Genomic DNA, 19,149 nt, shown 5'->3' with positions numbered 1-19,149 from the left:
AATCCATCTATTAGGGTACTATGAAAGACAACTACACATATTACGGAGACTCAGGAAGCGAAAAACTACCTAACTCACTACGTGTCAACCCTTTCACTGTGCCTAACAATTACTTTAATGATCTAAACAAATATTCCTTATTTCAAATAAAACTTGAAAAATTAAAAGGGAAAGACCAAGCAGGCTTTTTAATACCTTCGGGATATTTCGATGCGTTGAAATCACAAGTTATATTGAACGCTAAGGTTGATCAAACTAAAGCAAAAGACAACTTTTCAATTCCTAGCAACTACTTTGAAAACCTGTCCAATACTATCCTAGCACAGGTGAAGATTGATCACATGCAAAGTAAGGATTTTGAGGTCCCGCAAGGGTATTTCGAAAACTTAAGTTCGTCTATTTTGGACCGAATTGATCAGGAATCCCTCACTGTTAAAATTAATGATCCTGGATTCGAAATACCTACCGGTTACTTTGAATCAGCCCAGGAAAACATTATGTCGTCTATCGCTTCGGATGCGCTAAAATCAAAGGTAAAAGAAGACGGATTTGAGGTTCCTCAGGGATACTTTAATACACTATCTTCTGAGATTGTTGAAAAGTTGGATGATAATAAAGTCATACAACTACCTGAAAGAAGCAGTAAGAAATACCGTAAAATTGCCTGGTTAAGTGGAGCTGCGGCTGCGAGTATAGCAGTTTTCATAGGTATTTCGACAATTTATTCTGAAAATGACACAACTCTTGACAAGGAAATCTTATCTTTAAATGAAATTCCTGAGGATGAAATAATTAATTACTTGTCAAATTATAGTGATGCCTCAGATTTATCATATATTGCAGAATACTTCTATCAACCGGAGGATTCCAAAGGGATCGGAAATGAGGTATCGAATCAAGAATTAGAAGATTACTTAAATTACACATTATAATGGTTCGTTTTAAACATATTATTACAACAATTTGTTTGATATGGTTAGCTTGTTTAGTTGCAAATGGACAATCTCATCAAGAAAGATTTGAAGCAATCGAGAACCAAAAGGCTGCGTATATTACTAAACAATTACAATTAACTCCTACTGAGGCACAACGTTTTTTTCCATTGTATAATCAATATGTAAAAGAAGTAAGAGATATTAAATCTAAAAAAAATAGATTAAGTAGCAACGCACCTATTAAAGGCAAATCGTTTAGAGCTGAAAATGATGTCATCACTTACGATGCACAAGAAGTCAATACCAAAAAGAAATATCGAACCAAGTTCGCAGAGGTCATTGGTAAAGCGAGAGCGTCTCAATTCTTCTCCGTTGAGCAAGAATTTATTGAATTGTTATACAAGGAGCTCAGAGGCCGAAAACATTAAAAATTTAAAGAAGCTCATAATTTGAGCTTCTTTTTTTTCACATCCACTATTGAAAAAAATGATAAGCAATAGAGAACTATTCCTAAAAAATACTGCACAAACTTCCGAATCACCTAGATTAATTGAAATCGATCGAGCCGAAGGCATTTATTTATTTGGCCCAAATGGTGAAAAATATATGGATTTAGTTTCAGGCTTTAATGTAAGTAACATTGGCCATCGACATCCTAAAGTAATCCAGGCGATCAAAGACCAATTGGACAAATTCATGCATGTTACGGTGTATGGAGAATTTGTTCAATCTCCCCAAGTACACTTAGCAACGGAATTATTAAATGTCCTTCCCAATAGTTTTCAATCCGTTTTTTTTACCAATTCAGGAGCTGAAGCTGTTGAAGGAGCAATGAAAGTCGCGAAAAAATACACCGGTAGAAGAGAAATTATTGCCGCTAAAAATGCCTATCATGGAAGTACCCAAGGCGCCTTAAGTTTGATAGGAAATGAAGCGTATAGAACTGCGTATGCCCCCTTACTCCCTGAAATTTCTTTTATTCAATATAATGATTTAAAAGATATTGACTACATCACGAATAAAACCGCAGCGGTGATCCTAGAGGCAATCCAAGGAGAAGCCGGCGTAAGAGTTCCCAGCAAAGAATACTTACAAGCTATACGCAAGAAATGTGATCAGACCGGAGCCTTACTAATTTTCGATGAAATACAAACTGGTTTTGGTAGGACAGGAAAATTATTTGGATTTGAACATTTTGAAATTGTACCGGACATTTTAATGTTAGCCAAAGGAATTGGTGGCGGAATGCCTTTAGGAGCTTTTATTGCTCCTAAACAAGTGATGGATGTTATTAAGGCAAATCCCATGTTAGGTCATATAACAACATTTGGTGGTCACCCAGTCAGTTGCGCTGCAGCAAGAGCATCTTTACAAGTGATTCAAGAGGAAAATCTTATAGAACAAGTTTCAGCAAAAGCTAAATTATTCCGATCGGAATTGGATATCCCACAGATTAAAGAAATAAGAGGTTTAGGCTTAATGATGTGCCTGCAACTTGAAAACTTTGATCAGGTTTATTCGGTGAGCAACTATTGTGCGAACAAAGGAATCATTATTGATTGGTATCTTCACTGTGAAACAGCCTTAAGGATAGCCCCACCACTTACGATTACTGAGCAGGAGATACGCCTGTCGTGTAAAATTATACGTGAAGCCATTGTCAAATTCTGTTAGTTTCATTATATTGGTTATTCGAAATCAACCATTTAAAAATAAATCATGAACAACAGAAGAGATTTTTTAAAGAAAAGCGCACTTTGCTTGGGAGCAATGGGTTTAGGCACCAGTATTGTCCATGCAGAAGACCTAATATCTTCCCGACTTGCGAAGATAAATGTTTCAACGAACGATATAATCCTATTCCAAGGCGATTCTATTACGGATGCTGGGAGAAAAAAAGACAATCAAAACCCAAATGATACCGCTGCATTAGGGGCCGGTTATGCCATGCTTGCAGCAAGTACATTATTGAATAAACACGCAGACAAAAACATTCAAGTTTACAATCGCGGAATTAGTGGAAACCGAGTACCAGATCTTCTAAGTCGTTGGGACAAGGATACATTAGCTTTAAAGCCTAACATATTAAGCATTATGATTGGGGTAAACGATTTCTGGAGAACCAAAGATAGTGGCGCAAGCAATACGCCAGAAAAATACAAATCACAATACAAGGAATTAATAGATAAAACCTTCCTCGCATTACCGGATGTTAAATTGATTATATGCGAGCCTTTTGCCGTTAACGGTGTAAAACATGTTAATGATAGCTGGTTTCCCGAGTTTACCAAATATCAACTCGTATCTAAAGAAATAGCGAAAGAATACAATGCTGTTTTTTTACCTTATCAACAGATATTTGATCAGGCACTAAAAAAGAACGATGGGGCGTACTGGACAAGCGACGGTGTACACACCAGCATCGCTGGAGCCAACTTAATGGCCGAATCTTGGTTAAACCTCGTCAAATAAAATAATAAAAGGAAGCCGGGCTTCCTTTTATTATTTTATCTTAAAACATTTTAGAAATGTCTATTAAATTACACGAACTAACAAGCCTTTTAAATATTCACCTTCTGGAAAAGAGGCTCTTACTGGATGATCCTCAGGTTGACAATACTGATAAATAAATTGAATTTCTTTGCCTGCATCTAATGCGGCCCAAGCAATAACCTGTTTAAAGGTATCAATATCCATTGCACCCGAACAAGAAAATGTAGCGAGAAGTCCACCGCTATTTAATAGCATCAATCCCCTCCTATTTAAATCCTTATACGCTCTGGATGCTTTTTCTAAACTCGATCGAGACGGCGCATATTTGGGTGGATCTAAAACAATCAGATCAAACTTTTCCCCAGTATCAGCTACTTCTCTAAGGTATTTATTTACGTCCGACTGCACGACAACATGCCTCCCCTTATCAAAACCGTTAATTCGGACATTATTTTTCAAGGTTTCAATAGCCAAAGCAGAACTATCTACGGAGGTTACTTTTGAGGCATTTGCTCTAAAAGCATTTAACGTAAAACCGCCTGAATAACAGAAACAATCTAATACAGACTTGCCCTTCACATAATTCGCGGTAATCAAACGATTTTCTCTCTGATCGCAATAGAATCCAGATTTCTGACCCTCGAGTATATTAACTTGATAATGAATTCCATTTTCTATAATATCAACAAACTCTCCAGGTAGTTCACCGTAGCGAAGTCCATTCTGATCATCTAAACCTTCATGTTCACGCGCTTTGGGATCACTTCTTTCATAGATACCTCTTGGAGATAGCAACTTAACTAATTCATCAACAATAACATCTTTAATCCTCTCCATTCCTGAAGAATGGATCTGAATCGAAATAAAGTCAGCATACTTATCTGCTATTAATCCTGGCAGGAAATCAGCTTCTGCGAAAACAAGTCGAACGGTATTATTTTGTTCGTTCAGCAAATGTGATCGATGTTCCACGGACTTGCGTATCCTATTTCTCCACCATTGTTCGTTTATTTCATTTTTAGGATCCCATTCCAATAACCTAACGGCAACTCTAGAATTCCTATTGTAAACTCCATAGGCAATAAACTCGTCTACAGCATTGTACACGCTTACTAGTTCCCCATTTTCAGGATCACCTGTCTTGTTTGCTATGGCACCTGAGAACAACCAAGGGTGCAACTGCCATGCCGCTTTATCTTTTCCTTTATGGAGGATTATTTTTTTCATCTCTGCAAAAGTAATCAGAATTGAAAATAAAAATCCCCATTCAAGAGTTTTTCTTAAAGAAAGATCAAAAAAAACAGATTTAATCTTACTTTAAGAAAAGTTAAACTGCTCTTCAGCAGAAAAACACATTAGTTATTTGCTATTAAATAAGCTTTGAAAGCATCGAAAGAAACATCCATGTGTATGGCAAGTTTTGGTTTATTAGCTAAAGCTTCAGTATTAAAAGGCAATTTAACTTTGCGCATCGTTTGTTCATCTATGGCCTCAGGAAACTTACAAGGATGTGCTGTTGAAAGAAAGACCGAAGCATATTCTCCGGGATTATCTTTTTTATAAGCGACAGAAGCTAAATAGGCAATGGCCGTATGTGGACAGGCAACATAATGAAATTGATCCTCTAATTCTTTCATACCCAACTTAGTTTGATCATCATCATAACTGTAAGTAGAAACCATGGAACGTAATTTTTCCAGATCTTGCTGCAGCATATCTTGAATTCTAACCCAATTGCTGGGGTTTCCAACGTCCATGGCATTGGCTAAGGTTTGAATTGAGGGCTTAGGATCAAAAATTCCCGATTCCAAAAAACGAGGAACCGTGTCATTCACATTGGTAGCTGCCACAAAATGTTTTACTGGCAACCCCATATTGAAGGCCAATATACCAGCTGCAATGTTACCGAAATTACCACTGGGCACCGTAAAAACAACGTCCTTCAGGCCTTGTGATTTTAATTGAGCATATGCCCAAAAATAATAAAATGTTTGTGGAATCAGTCGGGCAATATTGATCGAATTTGCCGAAGTTAAACGCAATTGCTCATTTAATTCATAGTCATTAAAAGCTTGTTTAACAAGGCTTTGACAGTCATCAAACGTCCCATCAACCTCAAGCGCACGGATATTTAACCCATTGCTTGTTAATTGCTGTTCTTGAACTTTAGAAACCTTGCCTTTAGGGTACAATATAGTCACCCTAGTCCCTTCCACTCCCAAAAAACCCAAAGCCACAGCCCCTCCGGTATCCCCTGATGTTGCAACTAGAACGTCCAACAATTGGTCCCCTTTTTTTGAGAAATAGCCCATGATCCTACTCATAAATCGGGCACCAAAATCTTTGAAGGCAAACGAGGGACCATGAAAAAGCTCCAAAACAGCCGTATCGGAACTTAAGAACTTAACAGGAGCATCAAAATCAATCGCATCATTGATAATTTTTTTTAAATCATCTTCAGGAATATCCTGGCCAATAAAAGCATTGGCTATAGTGAATGCAATCTCAGAAAATGAATATTGTTGGATATTCTTAATAAAAAAAGGATCCAATACAGGGATCTCCTCAGGCATATACAGCCCTTTATCGGCAGGTAAGGAATTAAAAACAGCTTCTGGAAAGGAAACTTTAATATTTTTATTGTTGGTACTGTAGAATTTCATGTAAAATATTTTTATTAAGACAAACTAAGTATTTTTGGTCCCTGGGCATTTACCGAAGATACAAACTGCAAGCTTTCGATTCCATTGAGCGACAAATGTTCTTGAATTTTATCCACAGCAAGTTGTGCTTGGTCTCTACCACGACTTATTGCCACAACAGATGGACCAGAACCTGAAATCCCGAAGCTCAAAACGCCAGATTCTAAAGCAATTTTCTTCATTTGATTGAATTCAGGAATTAAAATAGCTCTGGTGGGTTCAATCAAAACATCGTTCATACTCCTACTAATTAAATCATAATCGTTTTGATAGAGTCCGGAAATCAGGCCTGCTATATTTCCCCATTGGACAACAGCCTGTTTCAAAAGGACTTTCTCTTTAATTAACTGTCTGGCATCGCGCGTCGGTACATCCACAACAGGAAATACAATTCCTGCAACCAAATCTTCGGGTACAGGGAGTGAGATAATATCCAATGGATCGTATCCGCGAATTAATGTAATTCCTCCCATCAAAGCTGGTGCAACATTATCAGCATGACCGTGGCCACAGGCTAATCGCTCTCCTTCAACACAAAAAGGCATCAATTCCGCTTTACTAAGCGGATTCCCTAACAATGCATTGATGGCAAACAATCCGGCAACAGTGCTTGCGGAACTCGATCCTAATCCACTTCCAATTGGCATGTGCTTGATCAAATCTATTTCCACACCAATATCGTCTGCAATTCCTAAATGCGTCAACAAAGACTGAACACAGGCGCTCACTGTATTCTTCTGTGGATCCATAGGCAGCCTTCCTTGATCACCCTGTATCGACCGAATTCGTACTCCCGGTTTATCAACACGAGCCATATAGACTTCATCTCCAGGAGAATCTACAGCAAATCCAAGAATATCAAAACCACAGATCATATTTGCAACGGTCGCCGGAGCAAATACGCGCACTTCTTTCATTATCTTTGACATGTCCAATTTAGTTGGCACTTGAACATCAAAGAGGGCTGTATTTTTCATATCCATTTCTTTTTTCACTAATTATGACCAACATTCACTAAGTCAGCAAATACACCTGCAGCGGTTACCTCTGCCCCAGCGCCTGGTCCTTTGACCACCAATGGCCTTTCCTTATACCTTTCTGTCGTAAAGGAAATGATATTATCGCTACCCGATAAAGCGTAAAATGGATGGTGTTCATCAACCATTTGCAAACTAATCTGAACTTTGCCATTTTCCATGGAACCTATGTAGCGAATAACCTTATTTTCCTTCTGAGCTTGTTGTTTTAGCGAATTAAAATAATCTTCTGACTTTAATAATTCTGCATAGAACTCGTCCACAGAAGAAGCATTTAAGCAACTCTCCGGAAGAATAGCGCCAAGCGATACATCCGAGGATTCAATCTTGTTTCCAGCATCTCTAGCTAAAATCAACATTTTACGCATAAAATCAACGCCACTCAAATCATCCCGTGGATCAGGTTCGGTATAACCCAACTCCTGGGCACTCTTAACGATCTCGTAAAAAGAGACATCATTTTTAAAGTTATTAAAGATATAAGAGATTGTCCCTGATAAAATAGCCTCAATTTTCACCAAGCGGTCTCCACTCAACATCAAGTCTTTCAGAACCCTCACGATTGGTAATCCAGCACCAACATTAGTCTCATAAAAGAAGTCTACACCATGTTTACGCGCGGTTTCATGCAACAACTCATATTGAGAATAATCTCCAGAATTGGCAATTTTATTACACGTAACAATTGATATATTGGACTTAAATATATCTTCATAATATTTCGAGGTAATTTTACTAGCTGTATTATCAATAAAAACACAGTTTGGTAAATTTAATTCTTGCATTTTAGAAATAAAGGTATTCAGATCAGCGGTCTCTTCACTCTGTTCTAAGACTTCTTTCCAATTGGCCAAGTCTACTCCATCTGTGTTAAAATGCATCTTCCTAGAATTAGATACACCAACCACCTTAATTTCTATATCGTTATGATCGCGTAAAAAATTATGCTGGTCATGCAATTGTTTGAATAAGGTAGAGCCAATATTCCCTGTTCCAATATTAAAAACATGTAATGTTTTCTTTAGCTCGGCAAAAAATGCATCATGAACAGAATTTAATGCTTTTGATAAATCTGCTTTACCAATAATCACGGATATATTAAACTCTGAGGATCCCTGAGCAATTGCTCTAACATTAATCCCATTACGGCCCAAAGCATGAAATAACTTTCCTGACATACCAGGGGTGTGTTTCATGTTCTCGCCAACAATCGCTAAGATTGAAAGGTCATCTTCAAGGACTGGGAAACCCAACTTATTAGCCAGCAATTCCAATTCAAATTCATTTTGGATTAATGAGATTGCCTTTTGTGCATCGCAAGGATCTACTGCAAATGTAATGCTATGTTCAGACGAGGATTGGGTAATAAGGATGACATTGATTTGCTCTCTTGCCAACAACGTAAACAATCGTCCACTGAATCCAGATTTACCGACCATTCCACTTCCAGTAAGGTTGATTACCGAGACATCAGAGATAGATGAAATGCCCTTAATTGGATATATTGATTTCCCACTCTCAAACTGAATGACAGTACCTGAAAATTCCGGATTGAAAGTATTGCGGATCACAATAGGAATTTTTTTCATGAAAGCCGGTATCATTGTCGGGGGATAGATAACTTTGGCTCCAAAATAAGAAAGCTCCATTGCCTCTGTATAGGATAATATAGGAAGTGAAAACGCTTTCTTAACAATTCTAGGATCGGCGGTTAACATTCCATTAACGTCCGTCCAAATTTCAATAGCTGATGCATGAAGCACAGACCCAAAAATAGCTGCTGTGTAGTCGGATCCCCCTCTCCCTAGGGTAGTGATTCGCCCATTTTCATTTGAACCGATAAATCCAGTTACAAATAGGAGTTTATCTACATGAGTTTGTGCAAGGGCTTGGATCAACTGATTGGTTAATTCCTGATTGACGTGTGCATGACCAAAATTTGAATCTGTTTTAATATAATAAGAGGCGTTAATATAGGTTGAAACAGCAATTTCTTGTTCTAATATTTTCGATACTAAAAAATTACTGCAGCGCTCTCCATAGGATAGAATTAAATCCTTGCTTTGAAGACTCAATTCTTTTAAGGCAGAAATACCTTGCAATAAATCCTCGAGTTCATTAACCATTAGTTTCAACTTGGTTAGCACCGGGTTTTGATATTTAACCGCTATAAGTTGCTTCACAATTAGAAAGTGAGCTTCTTCCAGATACTTAAGGTCTGCTTCGAAGGATTCACCCAAAGAAGCGTCCTGTGCCATTTTCGTCAACAAATTTGTCATTCCTGCCATGGCAGATAAAACAACGATCGGCTTCTCTCCTGCTTCATATGAAGCCTTCACGATACGTAATACTGCTTGAATACTTTCTGCCGAACCTACGGATGTCCCGCCAAATTTTAGAATTTTCATGATATAATTTGCTTAGTCTATGATTATTAAACATAAAAAAAGCCCTCCTCTAATGAGGAAGGCTTCTATATTTTGTACTAATTACTATACAATAGAATCATTCCTCCTGAGACAAGGCCCGGTGGTAATAATAATTGTAATAATAATTGTGCTATTTGACATTAATTATTTATTTGTTTTTCCAAATATATTACAAATAATTTTAAAATATCAAACATTTATTAAAAAAAATTAAAAAAAGGAATAAAAACACTTTCTTCCTCATTATAACAAATAATCACTTTTTTGTCCTCCACTTAATGAATAGCGAAATATGTTAAAATTGTTAAAACTATGTTAAAATCCCTCAATATTGTTTTGATTTCTATACAGTATGTATTACATTTGCTTCAGCTCGTTGAAAAAATTACAATCCTGTGAAGGAAATCGACTTGCAAATGGTTGTATTATAATAGCGATTTAATGAAAACAAAGAAACTAGTGGCAGTGATGCTTCTCATAGGCTTATGTCTATTCTCGCAGGCACAAACAAATCAGCAAAAACCTTCTGACCCCGACAATCTAGCTAAAGAATACTTTTCACAAATCATGGGAGTAGCGCAAAATGCTACGACAAATACAAAACTTTATCAATTTGTTTACGAATGGTTAGGAACTCCTTATCGTTTAGGTGGTGACTCCAAAAGAGGGATTGATTGTTCGAAATTTTCATTAGCTGTCTATGAAAATGTATTCAACACAACCATTGGTTACAATAGTCGTAACCAATACGCAAATGTAACTCCAGTTCGCAAGGGCGAATTACAAGCTGGCGATTTAGTGTTCTTCAAAATTAGAAGTAGAAGCATAACACATGTAGGTATCTACTTAGGAGATGATAAATTTGCTCACGCATCTTCCAGTAGAGGAGTTATGGTAAGCAATTTAAATGAGGCTTATTGGAAAAGATACTATTATAATGGTGGCCGTCCCAAAGTTGAACAAGATAGCCGTATTATGACCGCTGATGCAAGCAATCATCAAAAAGATAATCTCAATTAGACCAAACACAAAACATATATATAAATTAAAGTCCGAAGGTATTCACTTTCGGACTTTAATTTTTAAAAGATTTGCTAAATTTACCTTCAACAAATCATCATCGATCCATGTCATCAAAAAAAACATTAATTTTAAACAAGGAACAGATTCACCAAAAATCCAAAAGGATTGCCTTTCAAATTATTGAAGACAACTTTGAGGAACCGGCGATCGTATTAGTGGGTATTGCCGACAGAGGTTATGTTTTCGCTCAACGCCTCCAGAAACTACTTTTAGAGATCGACCCGAGTAAATCTGTTGAGTTACTTAAGGTAACCCTACAAAAGACAAAAAGGAGCTTAGAGGCGAGCACTGACCTACCTGTCGAATCCGTAAAGAATAAGGTGGTTATTTTGATCGATGATGTGTTAAACAGCGGCAGGACCTTAGCGTATGGATTAGGTGTGTTTTTAAATGTCCCACTTAAACGTATGCGAACTGCTGTATTGATCGACAGAAGCCATCATCAATTCCCTGTTTTTAGTGATTATTATGGCCTTAAACTCTCTACAATTTTAAAAGAACATGTTGAAGTTCTATTGGAAGAATATGATCAAACAGAAGATGCGGCTTATTTATCATAAACCGCATCGTCAAGTTTTTTGTTGTTAAAAAAGAAAAATTCGTCTATCCTTTTCCTTTGAAAACCTTTAGTTTTTGGCCTATTTTTAATTTTGAGCTTCTAAGGTTATTATCACTTTTGAGTTTACTGACTGAGGCGCCCTTATGTTTGCTTGCAATTTCAGAAAGGGTATCCCCTTTCCGAACAACGTAGCTCACATAACTGGGAGTCACTTTCTTGGTTTCTCTTTTAGTCAATTTAGAAACCAAAACTTCAGTTTCAGTGTTTGCCTTTTCAACGATCGAATTTCGATTTTGAGTTTCAGGTGTTTGATTATTTAAGGCAGCATAAATGAGTGAATCACTCAATTCTTCATGATAAGGAATAACCAATCTTTGAGGATTATCGGCTGAGGCAGGTACAATTGTATTTTTATAAGCAGGATTGAGATTTTTCAATAATTCAGGCGAAAACGACAATACATCAGCAAAATGATCTAAGTTTATTGACTTATTGATCATCAGGACCTTATGATCAGTATATAACCCGCTTTGTGAGGGTGTCAAGGCATACAAATCTGCATGATTAAGTACATACGTCATTGCGATATATTTTGGGATATAGTTTTGGGTTTCTTTGGGTAGAAATGGGGCAAGTTCCCAGTAACTAGGTTGATTTAAGCCAGATCGTTTGATTGCACGTCTAACACAGCCACGTCCACAATTATATGACGCCAGAGCTAATAACCAATCACCAAACTCAGCATGCGCTTCCTTGAGGTATTTAGAGACTGCATAAGTGGTAGAATATGCATCTTTGCGTTCATCTATATTAGCATTTATGGTGAGGTCGTATCCTTTAGCTGTGGCGTACATAAATTGCCAGAGCCCGACAGCACCAGATGTGGATACGGTATTGGGATTTAAAGAGGATTCAACTACCGACATGTATTTGACTTCTTGAGGAATTCCCTGTTCATCAAATATTCGATCATAAATGGGAAAATAATATTGGCTTAAACCCAATAACTTTTCCATGTAAGGTTTATAATTATTGGACAAATACTTATCCAAGTATGCTTTTACACGAGCGTTATACTCCAATGGAATTACCTGCTGAAGTCTTTGAATTCTTTGGGTGATATGTATATCCTCCTGATCAAAAACGATTGAATTTCCAACCAAATTTTCCACGGAATCCAAATGCAGAACAGCCAATTCCTTTTCCTTTTCAAATTGATTAATCACTGAGCTTTGAAACGATTCAGAGAATAAACTGGACTCTTCATGGATCTGTTGAGCTTGTCCTAACTTAAAGCTTATTAAGCCTAATGCAACAAGAAAACTAATTTTTTTGTTCATGCGAATTAATGAGCTACTAAATAAATGAGGTTTAAATGTTCACTTATTTCTAAGCAATTGTATAACAATCGCCACAATAAGCAAAAAAAAAGTTTCATTAAACAGGAGTCTGTTTAATGAAACTTTTTAAGAATCAACAATCAAAATTAATTTTGATTCTTCGCTGTATCATTTTTTGTTGTAGCATCTGCATTATTGTCCGCATTAGAATCATCAACTTTTTGGCCTTCTTTAAATTCTTTCACGCCACGTCCTAATCCGCGCATTAACTCAGGAATTTTTTTACCCCCAAATAACAATAACGCCAAAACCACAATAATGATAATTTCGTTGGTACCAATAAATAATAATCCTGATGTATACATATTCTATTAATTTATTTATTCTTTTTTCAGTGTGTATATCTAACAAATATAGTTATAAATTTGATAAAAAATCTAAAATGCTGTAACTATCTTGCTATCCATATTGCTGGATTCATATGCGTTTGTCCTCGGAAAACACTTAAGTCGATATAGGAATAACCAACCTCTGAGTCGCTGTCTGCTGTTCCCACCGCTGTTCCTGTTGAGATTTTTTGTCCCTTACTCACTGATACTGTTTTCAAGTTTGAATAAACGGTAAGATATTCACCATGTTGAACAATTACCGCATAGCTCCCTATATTGATTACCTGTAGTACAGTTCCACCAAAAATTGTTTTCACAGAAGCTCCATCAGATGTGCGTATACGGATATAATCGTAAAAATCATGAACGCCTCGCTCTACTGTTACATTTCCATAATTTCGAACAATATTTCCCTGGGAAACAGGCCAAGGTAACCGCCCACGATTGGATTGGAAACCAGCAGAAAGTTTAGCAGCCTCCGGAGTATTGTTTAACACCGAAGAGCCCGTTTTCTTTTCAATCTTTTTTTCGGCCTCAGCAACCGTAGTTCCTGATTTTTTTGCCTCAGCCTCAGCTTGTCTCCTTCTGCGTTCTTCTTCCAATTTACGGGCGGCAGCTATTTCTCTCGCAATCGCTGCTTTAATGGCAGAATCCAAACGTTTCTTTTCTTGCTGTTTCTTAGAAAGCTGGCCCCTGAAATTACGTTCCTCACGTGAAATTTGACTTAACTCGCTTGCATGAGCGGCCTTATCTTTAGCGATGGTATTTCGCTCGGCTTGTTGCTCTTTCAGTAAGGCTTGTTGGGTTTGTTTATCTCGTTGGAGTTGTGCTAGTTTAAGTTCAATTTGCTTTTTTGTACCTTCAATCTCCGCAACTTTAATTTTCCGAGCGTCGGTAAACTGCTGCAAATACTTCACACGCTTGAAGGCTTGATTAAAATCTTTAGAGGCAAAAATGAACATCATTTTATTATAGCCATTTTTATTTCTAAATGCAAATAGGATCATTTTTTCATAATCCTGTTTCATCTTTTCAAGTTCAGCCTTTAGTTTATCAACAATTTTATTATTAGCTGAAATATTATTGTTAATGATTCGGAGTTCACTATTGATCGTCCCAATTTTATCTTCACGTAAATCAAGTTGTTTACTAAGTGCCCTCACTTCGCTTTGAGACAATAACTTCTCCTTTGTCTTCGCACTTAACACCTTCTGAAGTTCAGCAATTTCTCTGTCGATTCTTTCTCTTTGTTTTTTAAGCTCTAAACTACTTTGCCCAAAACTTAGACCTACAAACAAAAAAACAGAAAATATACTTAATACAACTTTTTTAAAATCCATGAACCACTATCTTTCTTAATATCGTTTTACAAAACTTCCAAAAATAAGGATATCCTTGGTATCAAAACAATAAAAAACAATATTTTCTTTTAGAATAATCACAATCTAATTAATTGATAACCTTATACCTTGATGAAACCGTAAAGGGAAAGGTTAAGTTTTTATTAAATTCAGTTTTAATATATTGCAAATCAGAAAACACTTTAATATAATCTCCTTCAATATTTAACGTGAATCTTTGCGGAAAATTATAGCCGTCAATCAGCGCATAATCGGTATAATTAGCTTCGAGTTTTTTACTTTTACCCAACTCCATCAAATTGAAAGTAAAGGGACGATTGGTTTTATCTACCCCATAATGAAAAGTCAATCCATCTTTCACACCTATTAATTGCGTTTCATCAGTACTACTTGCGATTTGAAGTTGATCTGTTCGAAGCATTTCTGTGTTTATATTGCCAACAATTATATCTTGTAACATTCTAAAACTGATCCCAGGATTGGTATATTGATAAATATATGAAAATGGTTTTGCAATGTACTCTCCCTGAAGTCTATTCATGATTTTGACACTATCAGGAGTAATTAAAATCCTCGCTCCCTCAATCCCCAGCATTGCAGTTACCGAAATCCAAATCACCTTATCCTTGTCCATACGAACATTTAACGTAACATCATTGGACTCTTCTCCCATCTTGATCTTCGCCTTTGCCTTCCCTGAAAAAGTAATAAAGTTAAGATTACTCATTTCAAAGGTATTCGTTATATCATTATCTATAGGTCGCGATATGCTCGTATCAGACTTAACTGTTTTTTTCTTACTCGCACAAGAATAAAAAAACAGAGAACATGCCAAAACGAAACTTAGTTTAATCAATATATTTTTTCTCACTGATTTTTCTTTTAATTTTTTCGGTATCTATTGAACTGTCCGTACTCAACGTTAATGCTTTTTGCCACTGCTTTACAGCCTCCTTTCCATGACCATTTTGGATTAAGATATCTCCATAATGGTCGTATAAAACACCCGAGGGTTCAGAATTTTTAATCGCCTTTTCAATCCACATTTTAGCTTGAGGGTATTTTTGCTGTTGAAATAAAACCCAAGCATACGTATCTTGAAAGGTGCCAGAATTTGGCTCTAACTCAACGGCTCGTTTAGCATATTCAGCGGCCCTATCTAGATCTTTCTTTTGTAAGGACAAGTAATATGCAGCATTGTTCAAGGCAGAAATATTGTTACTATCTAAAGTAATTGCCTCCTGATAGGCCACCTCAGAAGCCGATTCTAATTTTATCTCATGATATAAATCACCTAAACCAGCATACAGCATGGATTTAACGTAATCATTCTCGTTTACACTATGATCCAAGGCCCGCTCTAAATACAATCTAGCGTTATCTGTATCTTTTTTCATTGAGTAAGCAATACCAACAAAATAAGTCAAAATAACGTGATCAGGATTATGTTTTAACGCTTCATTACCATCAACTATTGCCTGATCAACTTCATTCATTGCAAGCTCTACATTGATTAACTTCCTCCACGCCTCGACATGATTAGGGTTCATGCTCACGGTCGTCAAATAAATTGACTTAGCTTGTGAGAGTTCTCCTTTCTGCCAAAGCACATCTCCTTTAAACATATGACTATCAGGTATTCTAGGATGTTTAAGAACCAGAATATTAGCCAAATCTTGTTTCTGGTCATTAGAAATTGCGACAGAATTACTCAAAAGATGAAGCATTACTCTATGCTTATCAGCAAAATTTACCGTGCTCGATTCGAAGGCCTTTTGAATGTACTCATAAGAAAGTTTATCTTTATTTAACATTTTGTAGGCATCTGACAAATCAAAAAACAATATATCAGCTTTTGAATTTTGCCATCCTTGCTCAAGCACAGATGCTGCTTGTTTTGCATTACGTTGGTTCATTAGAATATAGCCAATCTTGCTATATATCTGCCAAAGTGGAGATTTTTTTTCTCTCCAATATTCCAACAAGCTATACGCTTCTTCTGGGGTTTTCAAATCAATTAAAATTTCCGCCTTTAGCAAATCTAGAGTGTCCGACTCTCCAAATATTTTTTTGGTCAAATCATATGTTCTTAAAGCTTGATCTGATTTTTTAGCAGCATGCTGGAGCATAATTTTTTCTCTATATGCCCGAACATCTTGGTTATTACTTTTTATTAGTTTATCAAGTAATGCAACTCCGGAATCGAAATCACCCTTTCTTTTATAAAGGTCTAGTAAGTGATTATTGAACGTTAAATTATCAGGAGTAATCTTAACAGCCTGTTCAGCAGCAGGTAAGGCAACTTCAATATTACCAGCTTGTGCATAAAGAAGCGATTTGGCATAATAAACGTCAGACCCATTTGGGTATTTTTCTAATGTTTCTTCAATAATTTGCAAAGCGGTCGCAAGATCACCACTTTTTAATTTCGACTCTATTGAAACTAAATGCTCTTTATACCCTTTATCTTCTTTTAAATCTTGAGCAAATCCGACCTGAACCATCATTATAGCCCCTAAAATCCATAATTTGCCTAAAAACATTCTCCTCATTTAGTTCTATTTAAATATAACCTTAACCGCATCGACTAAAATATCGATAAGCATAATTCAAGGTAATGAATAATTATATAAAGAGTACAAAAATGCAGAAAAGTTTAAACTAAATATAAAAAACACAACAACAACCTAGTTACAAAACAGATTACTAACCATGGAAATTAATCAAGGAATTAAACGAAATCTCCCAAAAAAATAGGCGTTTTGATCACGGCTAACATTTCTCTTAGCAGAGAATTTCTTACGCAAGAAGAAAAGCGGATACCAGCTAACACAACGGTTATCTTGCAAATGAGTAAACCAAGAATACCAGGTATTATTTGAGGATGATCCCGGGAAGCCCTTATTCGGTTCGAATATTTAATCCATTAAAATCAAAAAACAAAAATACCTTGAAAAATTAAACTTATTATTATACCTTTGCAAACCTAATTGTAGGGTTTACATTTAGGATTATACTATTATTAATTAATTAAATAAAAGCAAGTGAATACGTTAAGTTACAAAACTGTCTCTGCTAATAAGAACACTGTCAACAAAGAATGGATTGTTGTTGACGCTGAAGGCGAGATTTTGGGGCGCTTGGCAAGCGAAATTGCGAAAGTAATTCGTGGAAAGCACAAGCCTACGTTCACCCCACACGTAGACTGTGGAGATAACGTGATCGTTATTAATGCAGACAAGATTAAATTGACTGGAAACAAAATGGGCGACAAAGTTTATGTTCGCTACACAGGCTACCCAGGTGGTCAACGTTTCGTTTCTCCGAAAGAGTTAATGGCTAAACATCCAGAGCGCATCATCGAGAAAGCTGTTCGTGGTATGTTACCTAAAAATCGTTTAGGACGTCAATTGTTTAGAAATCTGTTTGTTTATGCTGGATCAGAACACAAACAACAGGCACAGAATCCAAAACCAGTTAAATTTTAAGGAGATCAATTATGACAACAACTAACACTTCGGGAAGAAGAAAAACTGCTGTTGCCCGCATCTACTTAGCTGCTGGTAGCGGAAACATTACCGTAAATGGTAAGGATTACAAGGTATATTTTCCAACATTACCTTTGCAATACATTGTTACTCAATCTTTATTGGTAGCAGAGTCTCTTGCAAATTTTGACATTAAAGTTAACGTTCAGGGTGGTGGTGTAAAAGGTCAAGCTGAAGCAGTTCGTTTAGCAATCGCTAAAGCTTTAGTAGAGCTTAACCCAGAAGCAAAACCTGCTTTGCGTGCTAAAGGTTTAGTAACACGTGATGACCGTATGGTTGAACGTAAGAAACCAGGACGTCGTAAAGCACGTAGAAGATTCCAATTCAGTAAACGTTAATATTTAAGGAGGGTCAAAAAATGGCAAGAACAACATATCAAGAATTATTGGATGCAGGTGTTCACTTTGGTCACCTTACTCGTAAGTGGGATCCGAAAATGTCTAAGTACATTTTCATGGAACGCAACGGTATCCACATTATCGATTTGAACAAAACTCTTACGAAATTAGAAGAGGCAGCATCAGCTATCAAACAAATCGTAAAATCGGGTCGTAAAGTTTTATTCGTAGCTACGAAAAAACAGGCTAAAGAGATTATTGCAGAACAAGCAAAAGGTGTTAACATGCCTTTCGTTACCGAGCGTTGGTTAGGTGGTATGCTTACAAACTTTACAACAGTTCGTAAGTCTATCAAAAAAATGTCCAACATCGACAAAATGCAAAAAGATGGTACTTTCGAGATCTTATCAAAGAAAGAAAAATTAATGATTCAGCGTGAACGTATCAAACTAGAAAACCTTTTAGGAGGAATCGCAGATTTGAACCGCTTACCTGCAGCATTGTTTATTATTGATGTTAAAAAAGAGCATATCGCAGTAGCGGAAGCTATTAAATTAAACATCCCTACTTTTGCAATGGTAGATACAAACTCTGATCCAACAAATATTGATTTCCCAATCCCAGCGAATGACGATGCGACTAAATCCATCAGCTTAATCGCTAGTGTAATTGGCAAAGCAATCCAAGAAGGATTAGAAGAACGCAAACGAGACAAAGAAGAAGATGCGGAAAAAGAAGCTGCTGCTGCTAAAGCTGCAGTAGATAATGGTGAAGCTGTTGAAGCTACTCCAGGAAAACGCACTCGTAAAGCAAAAGACGTAGAATAAACATATTCTACTATACTTAGCCGGATAGACAAGTGTTGGTTTCTGGAAGATTAACTTCCTTACACCTGCCCTGTCTTTCCGGTTTTTATTTTGATAAATAACTTAACA

At 36.6% G+C, this 19,149-nt stretch carries 18 protein-coding genes; 9 read left to right on the top strand and 9 right to left on the bottom strand.

What is annotated here, in order from left to right:
* The first annotated feature begins 20 nt into the window (after positions 1 to 20).
* The 4 genes from AC6CHH_RS04940 to AC6CHH_RS04925 are packed head-to-tail and all read left to right on the top strand — an operon-like array spanning position 21 to position 3,407.
* On the top strand, positions 21 to 932 hold the full coding sequence (locus AC6CHH_RS04940; RefSeq protein ID WP_498280335.1) for a hypothetical protein: 912 nt from the start codon (positions 21 to 23) through the stop codon (positions 930 to 932).
* Positions 932 to 1,363, top strand: coding sequence for a hypothetical protein (locus tag AC6CHH_RS04935; RefSeq protein WP_498280333.1), 432 nt, complete (start codon positions 932 to 934; stop codon positions 1,361 to 1,363). Before AC6CHH_RS04940 ends, AC6CHH_RS04935 begins: the two co-directional genes overlap by 1 nt.
* A 58-nt stretch (positions 1,364 to 1,421) precedes the next feature.
* Positions 1,422 to 2,609 (top strand): aspartate aminotransferase family protein, encoded by a 1,188-nt coding sequence (locus AC6CHH_RS04930; protein WP_498280331.1) that lies wholly within the window; start codon positions 1,422 to 1,424, stop codon positions 2,607 to 2,609.
* 45 nt (positions 2,610 to 2,654) lie between these two features.
* The gene (locus tag AC6CHH_RS04925) at positions 2,655 to 3,407 is read left to right on the top strand and encodes an SGNH/GDSL hydrolase family protein (protein WP_498280329.1); all 753 of its coding nucleotides are present in this window, start codon (positions 2,655 to 2,657) and stop codon (positions 3,405 to 3,407) included.
* A gap of 63 nt (positions 3,408 to 3,470) precedes the next feature.
* On the opposite strand, the gene AC6CHH_RS04920 is transcribed toward AC6CHH_RS04925, so the two are convergent.
* The 4 genes from AC6CHH_RS04920 to thrA all read right to left on the bottom strand — a co-directional run bounded on the left by AC6CHH_RS04920 (position 3,471) and on the right by thrA (position 9,575).
* Complete coding sequence (locus tag AC6CHH_RS04920) at positions 3,471 to 4,655, bottom strand: class I SAM-dependent rRNA methyltransferase (RefSeq protein ID WP_498280327.1); 1,185 nt, start codon at positions 4,653 to 4,655, stop codon at positions 3,471 to 3,473.
* 128 nt (positions 4,656 to 4,783) lie between these two features.
* Entirely contained in the window at positions 4,784 to 6,091 is a 1,308-nt protein-coding gene (gene thrC / locus AC6CHH_RS04915; protein ID WP_498280325.1) for a threonine synthase, read from the bottom strand.
* 14 nt (positions 6,092 to 6,105) lie between these two features.
* On the bottom strand, positions 6,106 to 7,059 hold the full coding sequence (locus AC6CHH_RS04910; protein WP_498280400.1) for a homoserine kinase: 954 nt from the start codon (positions 7,057 to 7,059) through the stop codon (positions 6,106 to 6,108).
* 65 nt (positions 7,060 to 7,124) lie between these two features.
* Complete coding sequence (gene thrA, locus AC6CHH_RS04905) at positions 7,125 to 9,575, bottom strand: bifunctional aspartate kinase/homoserine dehydrogenase I (RefSeq protein ID WP_498280322.1); 2,451 nt, start codon at positions 9,573 to 9,575, stop codon at positions 7,125 to 7,127.
* A gap of 462 nt (positions 9,576 to 10,037) precedes the next feature.
* Here thrA and AC6CHH_RS04900 point away from each other — a divergent pair, with 462 nt between their 5' ends.
* A complete protein-coding gene (locus AC6CHH_RS04900) occupies positions 10,038 to 10,616 on the top strand; it encodes a C40 family peptidase (RefSeq protein WP_498280319.1) in 579 nt (192 codons plus the stop codon).
* A 107-nt stretch (positions 10,617 to 10,723) separates the two neighbouring features.
* Entirely contained in the window at positions 10,724 to 11,239 is a 516-nt protein-coding gene (locus AC6CHH_RS04895; protein ID WP_498280316.1) for a phosphoribosyltransferase family protein, read from the top strand.
* A 43-nt stretch (positions 11,240 to 11,282) separates the two neighbouring features.
* On the opposite strand, the gene AC6CHH_RS04890 is transcribed toward AC6CHH_RS04895, so the two are convergent.
* The 5 genes from AC6CHH_RS04890 to AC6CHH_RS04870 form a co-directional block, all read right to left on the bottom strand.
* Positions 11,283 to 12,578 carry a lytic transglycosylase domain-containing protein gene (locus AC6CHH_RS04890; RefSeq protein ID WP_498280314.1) on the bottom strand — a complete coding sequence of 432 codons (1,296 nt, stop codon included), beginning with the start codon at positions 12,576 to 12,578 and terminating at the stop codon, positions 11,283 to 11,285.
* Between the two features lie 146 nt (positions 12,579 to 12,724).
* The gene (locus AC6CHH_RS04885) at positions 12,725 to 12,943 is read right to left on the bottom strand and encodes a Sec-independent protein translocase subunit TatA/TatB (protein WP_498280312.1); all 219 of its coding nucleotides are present in this window, start codon (positions 12,941 to 12,943) and stop codon (positions 12,725 to 12,727) included.
* 86 nt (positions 12,944 to 13,029) lie between these two features.
* Positions 13,030 to 14,307, bottom strand: coding sequence for a murein hydrolase activator EnvC family protein (locus AC6CHH_RS04880; RefSeq protein ID WP_498280310.1), 1,278 nt, complete (start codon positions 14,305 to 14,307; stop codon positions 13,030 to 13,032).
* 109 nt (positions 14,308 to 14,416) lie between these two features.
* Positions 14,417 to 15,199 (bottom strand): lipoprotein insertase outer membrane protein LolB1, encoded by a 783-nt coding sequence (gene lolB1 / locus AC6CHH_RS04875; RefSeq protein ID WP_498280308.1) that lies wholly within the window; start codon positions 15,197 to 15,199, stop codon positions 14,417 to 14,419.
* Positions 15,177 to 16,871: a tetratricopeptide repeat protein gene (locus tag AC6CHH_RS04870; RefSeq protein ID WP_498280306.1), complete on the bottom strand. Its 1,695-nt coding sequence runs from the start codon at positions 16,869 to 16,871 to the stop codon at positions 15,177 to 15,179. Before AC6CHH_RS04870 ends, lolB1 begins: the two co-directional genes overlap by 23 nt.
* Before the next feature lie 501 nt (positions 16,872 to 17,372).
* Between AC6CHH_RS04870 and rplM the strand changes: the two genes are divergently transcribed.
* Genes rplM through rpsB form a run of 3 tightly spaced genes read left to right on the top strand, consistent with a single transcriptional unit; the run spans position 17,373 to position 19,041 of the window.
* On the top strand, positions 17,373 to 17,816 hold the full coding sequence (gene rplM / locus AC6CHH_RS04865) for a 50S ribosomal protein L13 (protein ID WP_498280304.1): 444 nt from the start codon (positions 17,373 to 17,375) through the stop codon (positions 17,814 to 17,816).
* A gap of 11 nt (positions 17,817 to 17,827) precedes the next feature.
* Positions 17,828 to 18,214, top strand: coding sequence for a 30S ribosomal protein S9 (gene rpsI / locus AC6CHH_RS04860; protein WP_498280302.1), 387 nt, complete (start codon positions 17,828 to 17,830; stop codon positions 18,212 to 18,214).
* 20 nt (positions 18,215 to 18,234) lie between these two features.
* On the top strand, positions 18,235 to 19,041 hold the full coding sequence (gene rpsB / locus AC6CHH_RS04855) for a 30S ribosomal protein S2 (RefSeq protein ID WP_498280300.1): 807 nt from the start codon (positions 18,235 to 18,237) through the stop codon (positions 19,039 to 19,041).
* The last annotated feature ends 108 nt before the right edge of the window (positions 19,042 to 19,149 follow it).

The organism is Sphingobacterium sp. GQ94 (assembly GCF_059758715.1).
The sequence above is the reverse complement of the archived record's forward strand: the minus strand, read 5'-3'. Positions and strand labels throughout refer to the sequence as shown.